Origin of the sequence: Salimicrobium halophilum, from assembly GCF_900100295.1 — a bacterium.
In the GTDB taxonomy this organism is placed as follows: Bacteria; Bacillota; Bacilli; order Bacillales; family Halobacillaceae; genus Salimicrobium; species Salimicrobium halophilum.
In genome coordinates this window covers 20296-37249 of record NZ_FNEV01000005.1, presented here as the reverse complement: position 1 = coordinate 37249, position 16954 = coordinate 20296, and the positions used below count along the sequence as shown (strand labels likewise).

General features: G+C 46.0%; 14 protein-coding genes and 1 pseudogene. 4 read left to right on the top strand and 11 right to left on the bottom strand.

Annotation, left to right across the window (positions count from 1 at the left end):
- Nucleotides 1-3 precede the first annotated feature (3 nt).
- From BLQ44_RS08995 to BLQ44_RS08985, 3 genes are read left to right on the top strand one after another with little or no spacing between them, the layout of a single operon-like run.
- Nucleotides 4-1479 carry a spore germination protein gene (locus tag BLQ44_RS08995; protein ID WP_093193556.1) on the top strand — a complete coding sequence of 492 codons (1476 nt, stop codon included), beginning with the start codon at nt 4-6 and terminating at the stop codon, nt 1477-1479.
- On the top strand, nt 1476-2585 hold the full coding sequence (locus BLQ44_RS08990; RefSeq protein WP_093193555.1) for a GerAB/ArcD/ProY family transporter: 1110 nt from the start codon (nt 1476-1478) through the stop codon (nt 2583-2585). The genes BLQ44_RS08995 and BLQ44_RS08990 overlap by 4 nt, the downstream gene beginning before the upstream one ends.
- A complete protein-coding gene (locus tag BLQ44_RS08985; RefSeq protein WP_176757483.1) occupies nt 2582-3718 on the top strand; it encodes a Ger(x)C family spore germination protein in 1137 nt (378 codons plus the stop codon). The genes BLQ44_RS08990 and BLQ44_RS08985 overlap by 4 nt, the downstream gene beginning before the upstream one ends.
- A gap of 46 nt (nt 3719-3764) precedes the next feature.
- On the opposite strand, the gene BLQ44_RS08980 is transcribed toward BLQ44_RS08985, so the two are convergent.
- Genes BLQ44_RS08980 through BLQ44_RS08970 form a run of 3 tightly spaced genes read right to left on the bottom strand, consistent with a single transcriptional unit; the run spans nt 3765 to nt 6029 of the window.
- The gene (locus BLQ44_RS08980) at nt 3765-4595 is read right to left on the bottom strand and encodes an aldo/keto reductase (protein ID WP_093193553.1); all 831 of its coding nucleotides are present in this window, start codon (nt 4593-4595) and stop codon (nt 3765-3767) included.
- 12 nt (nt 4596-4607) lie between these two features.
- Nucleotides 4608-4952, bottom strand: coding sequence for a hypothetical protein (locus BLQ44_RS08975; RefSeq protein WP_093193552.1), 345 nt, complete (start codon nt 4950-4952; stop codon nt 4608-4610).
- A gap of 3 nt (nt 4953-4955) precedes the next feature.
- Complete coding sequence (locus BLQ44_RS08970; RefSeq protein ID WP_093193551.1) at nt 4956-6029, bottom strand: undecaprenyldiphospho-muramoylpentapeptide beta-N-acetylglucosaminyltransferase; 1074 nt, start codon at nt 6027-6029, stop codon at nt 4956-4958.
- Between the two features lie 64 nt (nt 6030-6093).
- On the opposite strand from BLQ44_RS08970, the gene BLQ44_RS08965 reads away from it, so the two are divergent.
- Nucleotides 6094-7440, top strand: coding sequence for an MATE family efflux transporter (locus BLQ44_RS08965; protein WP_093193550.1), 1347 nt, complete (start codon nt 6094-6096; stop codon nt 7438-7440).
- Nucleotides 7441-7488: 48 nt separating this feature from the next.
- Here the strand turns inward: BLQ44_RS08965 and BLQ44_RS08960 are convergent, their stop codons facing one another.
- From BLQ44_RS08960 to BLQ44_RS08925, 8 genes and pseudogenes are all read right to left on the bottom strand, one after another.
- Nucleotides 7489-8919, bottom strand: a complete 1431-nt coding sequence (locus BLQ44_RS08960; protein ID WP_093193549.1) for an aldehyde dehydrogenase family protein — start codon at nt 8917-8919, stop codon at nt 7489-7491.
- A 333-nt stretch (nt 8920-9252) separates the two neighbouring features.
- A pseudogene (locus BLQ44_RS08955) lies at nt 9253-10386 on the bottom strand (NupC/NupG family nucleoside CNT transporter).
- 191 nt (nt 10387-10577) lie between these two features.
- Nucleotides 10578-11543, bottom strand: coding sequence for a FecCD family ABC transporter permease (locus BLQ44_RS08950; RefSeq protein ID WP_093193548.1), 966 nt, complete (start codon nt 11541-11543; stop codon nt 10578-10580).
- Nucleotides 11540-12538, bottom strand: a complete 999-nt coding sequence (locus tag BLQ44_RS08945; protein ID WP_093193547.1) for a FecCD family ABC transporter permease — start codon at nt 12536-12538, stop codon at nt 11540-11542. Before BLQ44_RS08945 ends, BLQ44_RS08950 begins: the two co-directional genes overlap by 4 nt.
- 70 nt (nt 12539-12608) lie before the next feature.
- Entirely contained in the window at nt 12609-13559 is a 951-nt protein-coding gene (locus BLQ44_RS08940) for an ABC transporter substrate-binding protein (RefSeq protein ID WP_093193546.1), read from the bottom strand.
- Between the two features lie 132 nt (nt 13560-13691).
- The gene (safA, locus tag BLQ44_RS08935; RefSeq protein WP_093193773.1) at nt 13692-14267 is read right to left on the bottom strand and encodes a SafA/ExsA family spore coat assembly protein; all 576 of its coding nucleotides are present in this window, start codon (nt 14265-14267) and stop codon (nt 13692-13694) included.
- Nucleotides 14268-14399: 132 nt separating this feature from the next.
- Nucleotides 14400-15209: a pyrroline-5-carboxylate reductase gene (gene proC / locus BLQ44_RS08930; RefSeq protein WP_093193545.1), complete on the bottom strand. Its 810-nt coding sequence runs from the start codon at nt 15207-15209 to the stop codon at nt 14400-14402.
- A gap of 218 nt (nt 15210-15427) precedes the next feature.
- On the bottom strand, nt 15428-16903 hold the full coding sequence (locus BLQ44_RS08925) for a potassium/proton antiporter (RefSeq protein WP_093193544.1): 1476 nt from the start codon (nt 16901-16903) through the stop codon (nt 15428-15430).
- Between the last annotated feature and the right edge of the window lie 51 nt (nt 16904-16954).

The window sequence follows — 16954 nt, the reverse complement described above, 5'->3', positions numbered from 1 at the left end:
GCGATGAGTATATTTCCAATGGATGTGCAAACATACGATAATTTTATGAAGGCTAAAATGGATGGATGCGATTTAAAAACATTGAAACTGAAACATAAACAAATCACCATCCTCGTCCATTTTATCTCCTACCAGACAAACAAAGAGAAACTAGAAAGAGAGTTGTTGACGTTCCTTACGTCTTCGAGAAAGCGGTGGACGTCAGAAGAATTGAAGAATACAGCTCCGATTGCGGACAGCGCTCTTGTTACAGATATAGATGAAATCATCAGCAAACTCCTACGGGGCGGTGTCAGCGTTTATATCGAAGGATCTCCCTCTGTAGTATTATTCGGTATGGAGAAAAGAGAAAGCAGGGCCCTTGAAAAAGCAGAAACGGAATCTCTCGTTCTTGGACCGCAACTGGCTTTCACAGAGTCTTTGCGAACCAACCTCAATGTTGTCCGCTGGCGCATTCATACAAATGATCTTCACATAGAGAAGTTCAAAGTGGGAAAACGCATTCCGACAGAAGTACGGCTTATCTATATGAAGTCTCTTGCGAATGAAGAGAATGTGGATACGTGCCGACAGAGGATCAAAGATCTTGAAATCGATACAGTTGAAGACACGACCGTTCTCGGGCAGATGCTCGAAGACAGTTCGCTGTCCATCTTTCCTCAGATTCTTGTTACGGAATTGCCTTCCCGCTTTTGCCATAGTCTTGAGAAAGGACGGATAGGAATACTGGTCGACAAAAGTCCGACATCATTGATTGCTCCTATGTCTCTCTTCAGTTTTTTTGAATCGACAGAAGACACATACATGAGATGGAATATGGGAAGTTTCATTCGCATGCTCCGTTTCGTTGCCATGTTTGTTTCTGTGCTTTTGACACCTTTATACGTAGCGGCCCTTTCCTTCCATTACGAGGTGATTCCCGCCTCTTTACTTGTATCCCTTGGCCAATCCAGAGCCACTGTCCCTTTTCCTCCTGTATTTGAGGCTCTTTTACTTGAACTCCTTATAGAGTTATTACGTGAAGCAGGCGCACGTCTGCCCACAAAAGTCGGACAGACGATGGGTATCGTGGGAGGTATCGTACTTGGTCAGGCAGCTGTGCAAGCAGGGTTCACCAGTAATATCCTGATTATCATCGTGGCCTTAAGTGCTCTCGCTTCTTTTACCGCTCCGAGCTATTTAATGGGAACGGCAATCCGCATCATACGTTTCCCGATGATTATCTTGGCGGGAATGTGGGGGTTTCTCGGTACCGTGTTCGGTCTATGCTTCCTTATAATTCATCTTTTGAAAGTTACATCCCTCGGGCGACCTTACCTTGCTCCGTTATATCCTTTTGAATGGAAAGATTTAAATAAATCCCTGTTCCGCCTGCCGCCTTCCCGGAATATAAATCGTCCTTACACGAATATGCCTAAAGACACCTACAAAGCTAACTTCGATAAGGCGAAGGCGAAAAAAGATGTGAGACGGACATGAAAGTTAACGTTACACTTTCCAAAGACGTAAAAGTAAATGCCTTGTATATATTTTTTCTCGTTCATACCCTCCAGGTAGGAGCCGGGATCATGACTGCGCCCAGAACGATTGCTGATGAAGTGAGTCCCGATGCCTGGGCAGCTCTTTTGATTGCAGCAGTGTATGTCCATTTCATCGCCTGGATTATCATAAAAACACTTCGTTTTTATGATAATGCCGACCTTGCAGGTATTCATGCGGATGTGTTCGGAAAATGGATAGGCGCGATGCTCACCCTTCTATTTACAGGTTATATTTTTTTGATTCTTCTATCCGTAATGATGAATTATATAGAAGTGGTCCAGGTATTCATTTTCCCTTCGCTTCCTACTTGGCTGGTTGCTACCTTTATACTCACGTTGGCCGTGTACGGGGTGAGCGGCGGGTTCCGGGTCGTGACGGGTATCGCTTTCTTACTCTTCTTCGGTGCCATCTGGCTTACTTTCACTATAGCTGAACCCATCCGTCTTATGGAATGGAACCACTTTACACCTATTCTTCAGCAACCGTGGGAGAACATTTTTAGAGGCGCACATAAATCAGTGTATTCGCTCCTTGGAATAGAAGTGCTCTTCTTCGTATATCCTTACATCTTAAACAAAGATAAAGTCGGACGCTATGCTCACATCGCGATTATAGCAACCATTTCTATACTGATACTCGTAACCGTCGCATCCATCGGTTATTTCAGTCAGGATCAGCTTAAGCACACGGTATGGCCGACACTCTCCATGTTTAAAATCATTCACTATACGTTCATTGAACGATTCGATTTTGTGGCAGTCGCATTATGGATGGCGGTCATCCTTCCGAACATCACTTTATTCTTATGGATAATAACGGAAAATCTGCGCCGCCTGAAAAATATCAAGCCCATGTATTCTATGATTGCCACTGCGACTTTCCTTATTACAAGTACGATTATAATAGATACCAGACAGACGATTACTCGAATAAGCGAATGGGCTTCTTTGGCAGGACTCTGGCTTGTATTCATATACCCTGTTTTCTTATTTCTCGTCGTCTCTTTGTCATTCCGCTTCAGAAAGAAGAGATCATCGTCATGAAGAAAACGACCATCACCCTATGTATCATCTGCATTCTTGTCAGTGGATGTGCAGATAAAAATTATCTTGAAAAAATGAGTATTGTTACAGGAATCGCTTATGATAAAGGGGAAGAAAACCTCCTTAGAGGAACATTGTCCATTTTGCAATTCGATCCCGCTTCTCCGAATATCTCTCATATCATTACCGGGGAAAATGATACGACTAAAGGAATACGCATTCATGCAGATCGTGAAGCCAGTCACGAGATAGTCATGGGCCAGTTACGTGTGGTTCTCTATAGTACGGCACTTGCAGAGAACGGCCTGCTTTCTCTGACGGATACACTGGCTAGAGACCCCAATATCACAGATTTGCTTTACCTAACCATAGCCAAAGGCGAGGCAGGAAAACTGTTACAGCCAGAAAGTACTGAAGGGGCACCTACTCCGGGTAACTATATCCAAAGGCTTATCGAAAAAAACGTAGCGAATGAGCAGTTACCGGAATCGAACCTGCACAAATTCAACCATGACTTATACGATATAGGCATCGATCCTGTACTACCTCTGTTGGATATTGAAGAAGAGAAAACAAAAGTCTACAGCGTAGCTCTTTTTCAGGACGACAGGATGGTGACAGCCCTTGATCCAGATATGATTTTCTACTTGCTCCTTCTCAAAAATCCCTACAGAAAAGGGAAATTGCAACTTTCTCTTGATGCAGAAGATTTCAAAGATTATATACGCGAGGAATCTTATGAAGAAAATAAAGATACACCTCTAGATATCGCTCTACAGCAAATCAGAAGCTCATCCACTTTTCATTCCCGAAAAGGGGAACCTGCGAAGCAGACTGTTCGTATCAGTTTGAAACAGCGACTGCTGGAGTCGACATTACAGCTTCATTTTCAGGATGAACAATTAATCAAAAAACTTGAACAAGCAATTGAAGAAGAAGTGAAAGAAAAACTGGAGGAATTCATGGAGATACTGAAGGACCACGAAACCGACCCTATAGGTTTCGGCAAACGTTATCGTTCCGCCCATGGGAAGAATCTTCTGAACGATGAAGAATGGCGGAGCCGGATCAAAGATTTGGACGTTACCTTCGAAGTAAATGTGGAACTGCAAAGATACGGCATTATAGACTAAAGAACCGTCCATAGGTCACGGACGGTTCTCATTTCGTATATACTTTCTATGACTGATTGTAAGGAAAATCGTCCGGGTGCTTGCTCAAACGCTCATCCCGGTTCATTTCATCGACTTCGTTCATATCCTCAGGGCTGAGCTCGAAGTCGAAGACCTCGGCATTTTCTTTTTGTCTCTGTCGCTTCGTGGACTTTGGAATGGTAATGATTCCATGTTGAAGTTCCCAGCGAAGGATGATTTGAGCCGGGGTTTTCTTATGCTTTTCTGCAAGAGACTGCAGCACAGGAGCGTCAAAATATTTAGCTCTTCCAAGTGGCGCCCACGCTTCCACCCGCATTTCTTTCTCCCGGCAGAAATCGAGAAGACCTTTTTGGTAAAGACGGGGATGAAACTCCACCTGATCGACGACTGGAGTGACTTCGGCTGTCTCAAGCAACTTCTCCAAGTGATGTTCCTGGAAGTTACAGACACCGATTGCCCGGACTCGCCCCTGTTCATACAGATGTTCGAGCGCGCGCCACGTATCCTGGAATTTACCGGGTACCGGCCAATGAATGAGGTACAAATCAACATAATCGGTCTGCAATTTCTCAATGCTTCGCTCGAAAGCTTTCATCGTCTCCTCATATCCCTGCTCGTCATTCCACACTTTCGTCGTGACGAAGATGTCTTCTCTTGGGATATCGGTCTCTTGAAGCGCGTCACCTACTTGACGCTCATTTCCGTAGAAGGATGCCGTATCGATGTGACGATAACCAAGGTCCAGAGCAGATAGAACCGTATCCTTCGCTTCTGATTCGTCGACTTTGTATACACCAAGTCCCAATTGGGGGATTTTCACTCCATTTGATAACGTAACGGTAGATGCAATATTCAAATGACCACTCCTCTAGCGTTTATTTTCCACAAATGCAGGCAGAGAGCGTTCGTACCTGAAGTAAGAGATCAACCTCATGATTATCGGATAAAGGGAGAGAACACCGAGAAGATCTCCGACAGAACCGAGGGCAGCTGTAGCAAGAAAATATACAGCTACAACCAGCATTACGATAGAAATGACAGTATTCGGGATGTTATTCAATGGTTTTTCGTTATTTCCTATCGTTTCTATTTCCTGAATGGCCAGATCATAACAGCGATAGTGATAAGGACGGATACTCAACCATTTCGAGGCTGTGACCAGTTCATCCCTGTCACGTATCTCCTTTTTACAATAGTGACAAACGTGGCTCATCGCTTACCCCTTCCTTTTTTCATAATGCTGCAACAACTCTATCACCCGGTCCTTGGACTTCTGCACCTCGTACCGGTTCATGTTCTCCTTCAACTTCTCCTTATCCTCTTCCAGTTTGTTCACTGCCTGCAGAAATGTTTCATCTGTTATCTGTTCCTCATCCAAACTATGGGCAAACCCCTGGCGTTCGAAAGATTCTGCATTAAGGATCTGATCGCCCCGGCTCACCTTTCTGGACAAGGGGATGAGGAGCATCGGTTTTTTGAGGGCCACGAATTCAAAAATGGCGTTGGCCCCGGCACGTGACACGACTAAATCGGCAAGTTTCAATAAATCCTTCAATTCATCCGTGACATATTCGAACTGCACATACCCTTTTCGGCTGTATGAATCGTCTTTATGTCCTTTTCCTGTAAGGTGGACAATATTATATCTCTCCGTCAGTGCTTCAAGGTTATGACGTATGGCTTCGTTGATATTCTCAGAGCCTGAACTTCCTCCCATCACGAGAAGTACCGGTTTGCCGTCTTTGAACCCGGTCATTTCCTTCCCTTTCTCTTCCTCTCCCTGAAAAAGTTCATCCCGGATTACCGCACCGATGTATTCCGCCTTTTTCTCCGGTACATGTTCTGTCGTCTCCGGAAACGTGGTCAAAATACGGTTGGCAAATGGGAAAGAAAGCTTGTTCGCGAGTCCCGGAGTGAAATCCGATTCATGGATGACGACAGGAACCCTTGCCAATTTCGCTGCGATGACGACAGGAACACTGACGAATCCTCCTTTGGAGAAAATGACTCCGGGCTTTCTTTTTTTAATGATAGATAGGGACTGCAGGATGCCTTTCGCCACTTTGAAGGGGTCTTTCACATTCTCTTTCGACATATACCTTCTCAATTTCCCTGTGGAGATGCCATGATAAGTGACATCGTCCATATGTCCGATCAATTCCTTCTCGATTCCTTCATAAGAACCGATATAATCAATCTCATATCCTTTTTCCCGGAAAGAAGGAATGAGAGCTGTATTAACGATGACATGACCGGCTGTTCCTCCACCGGTGAATAAAATCCGTTTCATGAAAATCTTTCCTTTCCTCATCTATTCTGCTATAATCCTCTATGCTTACAGGAGGGCAGTGGTTATGTATCCGACTCAAACAAACAAAGAAAAAATAAAGTTACTTTTTCATTTGCTACTTCCGATTCTAATAACACAGGTCGGTATGTATGCTATGAATTTCTTCGATACGGTGATGGCCGGACAGTTCGGCGCTCAGGATCTCGCGGGTGTCGCTGTAGGTTCGAATTTGTGGATGCCCGTCTTCACCTTCTTCAACGGAGTGATTATCGCCATCTCCCCAATCGTATCCCAGTTAAAAGGAAAAGGAGAAGAAGCAGGCATTTCCTCTTCCATCAAACAGGGGTTATATCTATCCCTCATCCTGGCTCTGCTGCTCAGCCTCATCGGGTACTCCGTTCTTGAAACAGTGCTCGGATGGTTTTCGCTCGAGGCTGAAGTAAGACACATCGCCTACTATTATCTGATTGCTCTAGGCACTGGTATTATACCATTATTTCTGTTCAATTTGCTCCGTTCGTTCATTGATGCTTTAGGGAAAACGCGGATTTCCATGATGATCATTCTTATGACTGTGCCTCTGAACTTCCTATTCAACTATCTGCTGATTTTCGGGAAAGGGCCGATTCCTGCCTTAGGCGGTATCGGAGCGGGGATTGCTACCTCCCTGACTTACTGGACAGCTCTATTCATTGCATTCATCTGTATCCAGACTATTTCATCCCTGCAATCCTACCGGGTATTTCGTGACTGGCACCGTCCTTCCCTTCCACATTTCAAAGAACAATTACAAATCGGAGTGCCAATCGGTCTCGCCATTTTCTTTGAAACGAGTATCTTTGCCGCGGTCACTTTATTCATGACTGTGTATAACACTACCATAATTGCCGCACACCAGGCAGCTATGAACTTCGCTTCTCTATTGTATATGATTCCGCTCAGCATCTCTTTTGCTCTTACGATTGCTGTAGCTTATGAAGCTGGGGCGGGACGACACAAAGAAGCAAGAACCTACTCATGGATCGGCATCACAGGAGCCATCCTGTTATCTGTATTTGCCGGGCTGATCCTTTATGTATTAGATGATCAGATAGCCGCTCTCTACAGTAATGACGACAAAGTGATGGAATGGACGAAAAACTTCCTGTTCCTCGCCATCTTTTATCAGCTCTCTGACGCTATCGGGGCTCCGATCCAGGGAGTGCTCAGAGGATACAAAGATGTGAATATCACCCTTGTGATGGCCTTCGTTTCTTTCTGGATCATCGGTCTTCCCAGTGGCTATTTGCTGGCCAATTATACGACTCTTGGTCCCTATGGCTATTGGATGAGTCTCATCATCGGATTGACTGTGGGAGCTATCGTCCTCCTCTTAAGGATGATACGTCTTCAGTCTAAAACAAACTATTGAAAGAGAACGCTGCCCGCACCAACAGCGTTCTCTTTTTTGCCTTACCCTTTAAGATGGATTGTTCAAGTTCATCACAATCAGCCGTTCTTCTGTCATATCTTCGATAGTATATTTCGGACCTTCTTTCCCCCAGCCGCTTTCTTTCACTCCGCCATACGGCATGAGATCCACACGGTACTGGGAAGAATCATTCACCATGAATCCGCCGACCTGTACGTTCTTCGCAGCATAAAAAGCGGTGTCCACGTCCTGGGTGAAGATGCCACCCTGCAGCCCGTATTTCGACTTATTCACTTCTTTGACACCTTCCTTGATATCGGAAAATGGCAAAATACTGACGACCGGGGCGAAGATCTCTTCACAGACGACTTTCATCGATTCATCCACATCTGTAAGTACTGTCGGTTCGAGGAGTGCTCCTTCTCTTTTACCACCATGAAGCACTTTTGCCCCGTTCTCTTTCGCCTCTTCTATCCACTCGACAGCACCCTTCGCTTCGTCCTCCCCTATCATCGGTCCGACATCGGTATCAGGGTCATTCGGATCGCCGACGTTGAGATTCTTAATCGCTTCGATGAATTTCTTCTGGAATTCTTCACGTACCTCTTCATGGACATAGAGACGCTGAACGGAAATACATACCTGACCGGCGAACGCAAAACTCTTCGCTGCCGTGTTCTCCGCTGCTTTCTCGATATCCGCATGCTTGTCTATGATGACCGGAGAGTTGTTGCCCAGTTCGAGAATTAGTTTATTCATACCGGTGTTCTGTTTCAACTTCAGTCCGACTTCCGCACTCCCTGTGAATGTGTAAAGGGAAATCCTTTCATCCTTCATCATCTGATTCCCGACCGTAGAGCCTGAGCCGACTACAACGTTGAAGAATCCTTTCGGAAGACCTGCATCATGAAGAAGCGAAGCCAGCTTAAGTGCTGTAATTGGTGTCTTGCTCGCAGGTTTCAGTACGACAGCGTTCCCCGCTGCAATAGCCGGTGCTATCTTATGACAGACAAGATTGAGTGGGAAGTTGAAAGGACTGATCGCACCGACCACTCCTACAGGTACGCGGATGGTGAAGGCCATTCTATTCTCAGACCCGGGAGCGGCCTCTACCGGGACCCCTTCCCCGTTGATCCGTTTCGCTTCTTCTGCGGAGAGTTCTACCGTCTGGGTGGCACGATCGATTTCTGTACGTGCCTGCTTCAAAGGTTTGCCGGCCTCTTTCGTGATGGTCTGCGCCAGGTCTTCTTTCCTCTCCTGCATCAGCTCACTGACCCTTTTTAACACTTTGAACCGCTCGTATGGAGGGAGAGGTCCTTCACGGAACGCCTCATCCGCAGCCTTCACAGCCTGATCCACTTCTTTCTCGGAAGCCTGGTGCACACTTGCGTAAGTATCCCCTGAATATTTATCGAGAACGTCTGACTGTTCACTCGTAGCAGTCCATTCGCCGTTGATGTATAGTTTGAATTCTTCCATGGTTCCACTCCTTTGATCCATTTGTTTATAGTCGTTATATTTCCTTATTTCTTATGGAGTAAACAAATGACTGAAAGCGGAATCACACTGATCAAAAAAGTGAAGAAGATCGTTCTGAAGATTTCGTGTCTCAGTTATGCGGTGATTTTTCCCGGGGTCAGCGAAGAAAACATCTGATAAATCAGAGAAACCTACATTTTTTCTCCGCGGGGAACCAAAATTGCATTGTACTTGGTAATATAAGACAAAAATTACTTCTCACCGTTCAAAAACTACCTCATTCCCGGCAAAAATAAAACCTGACCGCCCGCGAGGCAGTCAGGTTCTTGTCCATTATAGGAATAGACCGGCCATAGTACCGGAAAGGATGGATCCGAGTGTAGCACCGATAAGAAGTTTCATACCGAAACCGGATACTTTCGCACCCTTTTCGGCGTCGATCCCCTGAACCGTACCGGCAATGATACCGATCGAGGAGAAGTTAGCGAAACTTGTAAGGAATACCGTTACCACTCCGATAGTTTTATCAGATACCTGTTCAAGCATTCCCTGGAATTGAAGCATAGCTACGAATTCGTTCGTGATGATCTTCGTACCCATGATGGATCCTGCTTCAACAACTTCAGATGCTGGAATCCCCATCAAGAATCCGATAGGAGCTAGAACGTAACCGAGAATCTCCTGCAATGTTACGCCTGCAAAGATACCGGAGATGACGAAGTTCACCAGCTCTAGAGACGCGATGAATGCGATAAGCATCGCTGCAACGATAAGGGCGATTTTACCACCATCGAGTGCACCGTTACCCATGGCTTCGAAGATACTTTTCGAATTGGAAACCTCCTGGATATCCACGTGGTCTTCTTCTTTCGGAACTTTCACAGGTGCGATGATCGAAGCTACAATCAGAGCACTGAACATATTAAGTGGCAGAGCTACAAGAACGAACTGTTCAGGCAGAATTTCAAGATAAGCCCCTACAATCGAAGCCGATACAGAGCCCATTGCCGAAGCACTTACAATATAAAGACGGTTGTTGTTCAAGTGCTGGAATTGTGATTTGATCGCGATGATCGCTTCGGACTGACCGAAGAAGATACTGTTCACGGCGTTGAACGATTCAACTTTCGGCAAACGGGTAATGAAAGATAGTCCGAGTCCCAAATATTTGATGATGAATGGTAACACTTTCAAGTGTGTAAGAACGGAAAGAATAGTTGAGAAGAATACGATCAACAATAGGACGTTGAAGAAGAATACGGATCCTCCTTCTTCGACTGCAACTCCTCCTAAGATGAAGTTGACCCCTTCCGTTCCGAACTCGATCAATTTATTGAAAACAGCAGAGACTCCCTTAATCAACGCTTCTCCTCATGGTGTCTGGAACATGAAGAAAGTCGTAACCAATTGAGCCAAAAGCATAACACCGACGCCTACAAAGTTGATGTTTTTCTTATCATTGGACATGAGAAAGGCAATCCCGATAACGACAACGATGGCTGCTAAGCCTAGTAGAATACTGACCACGTGTACATCCCCCTTAATAATTTATAGATCAAAATGAAAACACTTTCATGCAACGCTTTCATAGAGAATTTTATCAGGTTGTCAGACGTCATGCAAGAAATAAATAAATAGATTCAATTTTCTAATATTACTTAAGTCTTTTGGATCCTTCTTAGCAAATATAGGAAATACGGAGCCCCGATCACTGCTGTAATGATCCCAGCCGGTATTTCTGTAGGTGGAAACAGCCCTCTGCCCAACCCGTCGGCAACAAGTAGCAAGGCCATACCTGTAAGGGCGGAAGCCGGAAGCAGTACCACATGCTTGTTTCCGACAAGCTGCCGTGCAATGTGCGGAGCTATCAAACCTACGAAACCGAGCGTACCCACAATAGCCACAGAAGCACCGGCCAGGACGACGGATACGAGAAGCAGAAGAATCCTTGCTCCTCTGACACTTTCCCCGAGACCTTCGGCAACATCATCCCCGAGCTGTAATAGATCCATTTTCTTTGTCAGAAACATGGCTATTCCGAAAAATACGAGAATCCATGGCAATAACATCCAGATGTCGCTCCAGTCTTTTCCCCACAGACTGCCAGTCAACCAGACGAGTGCCGCATTCGTCTCTACAGGGTAACGAACCGTGAGAAATTGTATGCCCGCCTGAAAAATGGCTCCGAGCGCTATCCCTACCAGGGCGAGCGTAGCTGGCTGCACCTTTTGCCGAAAAGCGAACAGATAAAGTCCGACCGTGACCAGTCCCGCTCCCAAAAATGCAGCGACCGGAAGAGCTACAGGTGGCAAACTTGGAAATAGAATAATCGTAGCTGCCGCTGCGAAACCGGCACCCTTGGTAATTCCGATCACATCAGGAGAAGCAAGTGGGTTCCGGATCACTGCTTGCAGAATAGCTCCGGAGATCCCCAGTCCCGCTCCCACGAGAAGAGCAAGAACAATACGGGGCAAGCGGAAATTCATGAACAGGAATGATTGTTCTCCACTCAAAATCGCTACAGGCGATACATACACGGCCCCTACTCCCGCTGATAACAATCCGGTGACGATGACGGTTCCGATCAGTACACTGATGATGAAGAAAGGAGATTTTGTTTTCATGAAGCTTGTCCTCCTCTCTGGGCGAGATATAAGAAGAATGGAGCGCCGATCAATGCTGTTACGATACCGACCGGTGATTCAGCAGGAAACGCGATGAACCTGGACAAAACGTCGGCCACTGATAAGAGAATCCCTCCGAATAACGCACAGACAGGAAGCACGATTTTATAATCAGTCCCGACCAATTTGCGGGCAATGTGCGGTACAATCAGTCCTACAAATCCGATCGGTCCTGCTACAGCTACTGCAGCCCCTGCTAAGAGTACCACGATGAGGGAGGCAACGATCCTCATCAGTGCAATGCGCTGTCCCAGGCCGCGAGCCACCTCTTCCCCCAGGCTCATGATGGTGAAAGACGGGGAAAACATTAATGCAATGAGAAGACCGATTCCAACCCATACCAATAGAAGCTGTACATCTCCCCAATTCGTTCCATCCACTCCGCCGGCAAGCCAGAACAGTACATCTTCTGTAGAGGTTTCGTTGAAAATGACAACTGATTGGATGAGAGAAGTAAGGAACATATGAATCGTAATTCCCGCTAGCGCCAACTTCACCGGAGTCATCCCTCCTCCGGAAGAAGCGGCGAAGAAGACGAGTCCTCCTCCGAGAGCTGCACCAATGAATGCAAAATAGACGATTTCGGAAGGTGAGAAATCCGGGAAAAGCACGACAGCTATAACAACCAAAAGGGACCCCCCAGCATTCACACCAAAAATCTGAGGCGAAGCCAAAGGGTTATTCGTCATGGCTTGCATAATAGCGCCGGCCACCGCAAGCCCTGCTCCTATCAGAATAGCTACAAGAGCACGCGGTAACCTCAACGTCCTGATCACTTCAGCCGCTTCTGTGGAAGAGGTGCCTGTCAGACCTCCCCATAAGTCAGAAAAAGGCACGGTATAAGCACCGATACTGAGACTGAAGAACAGGGACAGAAACAAAAGCAGAACCCCCGAAAACACAGTCATTGCAATCATTCGATTGGATTTCTTCATAAACATCCACCCTATTCAAACTTCTTATGTAACCAAGAAAAAGCGGAGCACTCGTCTCCGCTCTTACTGCTTATTCGTATAAATGATTGATAGCATCCTCAAGGATCTGCTCGGAGGAAATCAGGCCGCGGAACCTTGACCACATGTTACGGTCCACTTCGTAGACCTGTTCTTCCTGAACGGCACTTACCTGCTGGTATAGATCATTCTCTTTCCATTCATCGACGACTGTCTGATCGCCGGCAACCATGTGGAACATGACATCCGGGTCGATTTCGACAATCTGCTCGAGGTTTATCTTATTATATCTTGCATCCCCGCTTTGAATAGCGTTCTCTAATCCTATCGATTCGAGAAGAGAACCTGTATAAGACTCGAAGTTGTGGGCGAAATAACCACTATCTGCTACGACGGCCGGTAGAACGGTGCGTGACTCATCCTCAGGAACCTGAGAGCGGAGTTCTTCCATTTTACTCTTGTGTTCTTCTAAAACTTCCTGACCTTCCTCTTCTTTTCCTACCGCTTTCGCTACTGTCTCGAAGCTATCAACGATTCCCTGATAGTCCGCAGCCAAAGATGGAAGAATAATGGTAGGAGCAATTTCTGAAAGTTGGTCATATATATCCTGGTGTCTCTGGTAATCAGCTATGATCAGATCCGGTTGAAGGGAGCTTATCACCTCGAGTGATGGCTGTTTCCTCGTACCTACAGACGTATAGTCTCCGATCTTTTCCCGAATCGGTTCGATAATCCGTTCGGAATCTTCGTCGTCAGCGATTCCCGCAGGAGTGATCCCAAGGGAGGCTAAGTTATCTACGAAAGAAAACTCAAGAGCTACAATATTCTCAGGAGTTCCTGTGATCTCCGTTTCTCCCATTTCGTGTTCAATCTTACGAGATTCTTCGCTCTCCTCTGAGGAATCGTCACCAGAGTCGTTAGAAGTATTATCATTACTGCTTCCACAAGCAGCAAGGAATAGTACAAAAGCAATCATACTTAAAAGTGCAACATAACGTTTCATCCTTTTTCCTCCCCGTTTAATTGAAAATCATTATCAATAACATAGTAAGCGCTCCACCCCTAATTGTAAAGGTGTTTTTTAACATTTTAACCTCGGCAACGTAAAACACAAAATAAGCCGGCATCTGCCGACTTATTTCGTAATGAACATTTGCGTCCAATAATGACCGTATGATCCGCCTTCCACATATCCGATACCGATTGTAGTAAAATCAGGATCCAGGATGTTTTTCCTGTGTCCCGGGCTATTCATCCAGCCATTCACGACTCTTTCCGCTGTAGATTGCCCTGCAGCAATATTCTCTGCAGCTTTTCTGTAAGAGATGTTGAACTGCCTCATCATTTCAAAAGGAGAACCGTAGGTAGGAGACTGGTGCGAGAAATATCCTTTATCCCTCATATCCTGGGATTTATATCTCGCCACCCTTGCCAGCTGCCAATCGATCTCCAGAGGAGCGAGTCCATTCGCCCTTCGCTGTTCATTCGTTTTCTCCACCGCCAGCTGTTCGATCGATTTCGTTTCTGTCTTCAGCGGGATCGTTACTTCATCTCCAGGATAAATGAGATCAGGGTTTTCGAATTGAGGGTTGGCATTAATGATTTCCGAAAGACCTATTTCATATCTGACAGAGATCTTCCATAGCGTATCCCCTCGTTTTACCGTGTACGTATCTTCAGCCGCGTCAACACTTGGTACAGCTACCATCATCGTGAGTACGGCCGCTAACAACCACCATATTTTCACTGTAGTCTCTCCTTTTCCAAAAACATTACGCTTAGTTTGGAAAAGGGAAGGAATTTTATACAAAAAACCTCTCTTCTAAAAGAGAGGTTCTTCCAATCAGTGTCCTGATAAATATTCGGAGCGTTCCGTCGTGGCATTCATGGCTTCGATGATAGCTCGTCTCAGTCCGTGTTTTTCAAGAGCAGTGACACCTTCGATCGTCACTCCTCCTGGTGTACAGACATCATCTTTCAATTTCCCAGGATGCTCTCCTGTTTCTAATATCATCTTGGCTGCACCGTTCACCGCCTGGGCTGCCATCTTATAGGCTTTGTCCCTCGGGAAACCCTGCTGCACGGCAGTGTCCGCCATCGCTTCGATGAACATATAGACAAAAGCTGGAGAAGAACCACTCACGGCAGGCACAGCGTCCATAAGGTTCTCCTTGATGACTTCCGCTTCCCCGAAGCTTTCATACAACTCTAATACCTGGTTCAGCTCTTCGTCTGTAACCAGATTGTTCGGACATAATACACTCATTCCCTCTCCGACAAGAGACGGGGTGTTCGGCATCGACCGGATGACTTTCACATGTTTACCTAAGTATTTCCTCATGGTTTCAAGATTAATACCTGGAGCTATCGTAACGATAATGGTATCTTCTGAAAGCTCAGACTTGATCTCTTCGATGATTCCCTGGTAGATATATGGCTTGACAGCGAGAAACAGAATATCACTTTCGGCAGCCAGTCGTTTGTTGTCATCCGAAATGCGTATACCAATCTCTCCACTGACGAAATCAATCGTTTCTTCCGTAATTGCAGTTGCTGCAATCTGATCGATAGAGACGCTTCCTGATCGGATCATTCCCTGAATCATTGCCTGCCCCATGTTACCGCAGCCAATAAAGCCTATGTTTTTTACCAAAATCGATCGCCTCCTTTAATGATTTTCATTTTAACGAATTATGATTGCCATAACAATCTCCTCTCGGAAAAAGTTATAATTTCTGAGAAAAGGTTTACAAAATGTAGGGGGACCTTTATAATAGAAACCGTAATCATATCATAATGCTTCACCCCAAATATCATAACCACTGCAATCGAGCCAGGTACCCTTCTACACCTGGCTCTTACTTATGCCTTCTATTCCTTCTCGGCCTGGAGCCTTTTCTTCAATTGTTTCTTTGCCTTGCGTGCAACAAGTATATAAAGCGTATCCCCCGGCTGGATGATCGTCTGTCCGTATGGGGTAATCATGTCCCCATCTCGTATTATAGCATTGATCAGCGCCCGGTCCGGCAGCGATAAGTCCTCGAGCGTTTCTCCTGCGATCTGGTTCTGTTCAGTCACCTCATACTCCAGCATTTCTACATTCGCTTTCCCTATAGAGATGACTTCAAGAGAATGAATCGGATTGATCCTCTTCTCGGATACAAGGTGGAACTTTTCAGCCACCCACATAATCGTCGATCCCTGGAACAGGGCGGATATCAACACGATGAAGAATACAATATTGAAAATCGTCTGGCTATTCCCAATTCCTGCGAGCATAGGGAAGATGGCAAGAACAATCGGCACTGCTCCCCGCAAACCGGCCCAGGAAAGAAACAGCATTTCTTTTACCGTAAATCTGAAAAAACTCAGGATCGAAAGGACCGCGATCGGACGAGCGATGAAGATGAGAACAAGTGCCGTTATAATACCATTCCACATCACGTTCCCTGTAAACACATCGGAAGGAAAAACGAACAGCCCCAGGAGAATGAACATGAGAATCTGAGCCATCCACCCGAATCCTTCATGGAAACGAAGGATGGAATAACGATAAGCAAGCTCCCCGTTTCCGATAACGACAGCACTTACATAGACGGCAAGAAGCCCACTCGATTCAATAAGGGAACTTACACTGTAAGCGAGAAAGGCGAATCCCAGGGCAAAGAGCGGATACAGACCGCTCGAATCCAGATTGATGTGATTCAGCGCCTTACTGGCTGCGTACCCGATCAGTACCCCGGTAAGAGCCCCTGCTCCCATCTGCCAAAAGAAAGAACCGATCGCGACCCAAACGTTGGTATCTTCAAAGGCTAACAACTGAATAAATGTCACAGTCAGAAACACTGCCATCGGATCGTTGGTCCCTGATTCCGCTTCCAACGTGGAAGAGACTTTTTCACGAATATTCTTCCCTTTTAAAACGGCGAATACTGCCGCTGCATCGGTGGAACCGACAATAGAACCTACGAGGAAGGACTCCAGCCAGGTGAGATCGATGATGAACTTTGCCGTCACTGCAACAATCGCAGTCGTCAGAAGCACCCCTATGGTCGCCAGTGCCACGGAGGGGACAGCCACCGCTCTTATATCCTTCCAGTCCGTCTGCATTCCCCCTTCAAAGAGTATGACCACCAGCGCCATTACCCCGATCAACTGTGCCACTTCCGCATTATCGAAGTAAACGATCTTGAGACCATCACTGCCGATGATCATTCCGACAGCGATGAACAGGACAAGCGACGGTACGCCGAGACGGCTTGAGAACTTCGTCACGACGACACTGATGATCAAAAGTAAAGCAATAAGCAACAAAAACTGATTCGATTCCAAAAGCTCCTGTATCATTTATGTATCTCCCATCACCCTTGTTTCTCTATTATAATCCGCTTCAGAAAA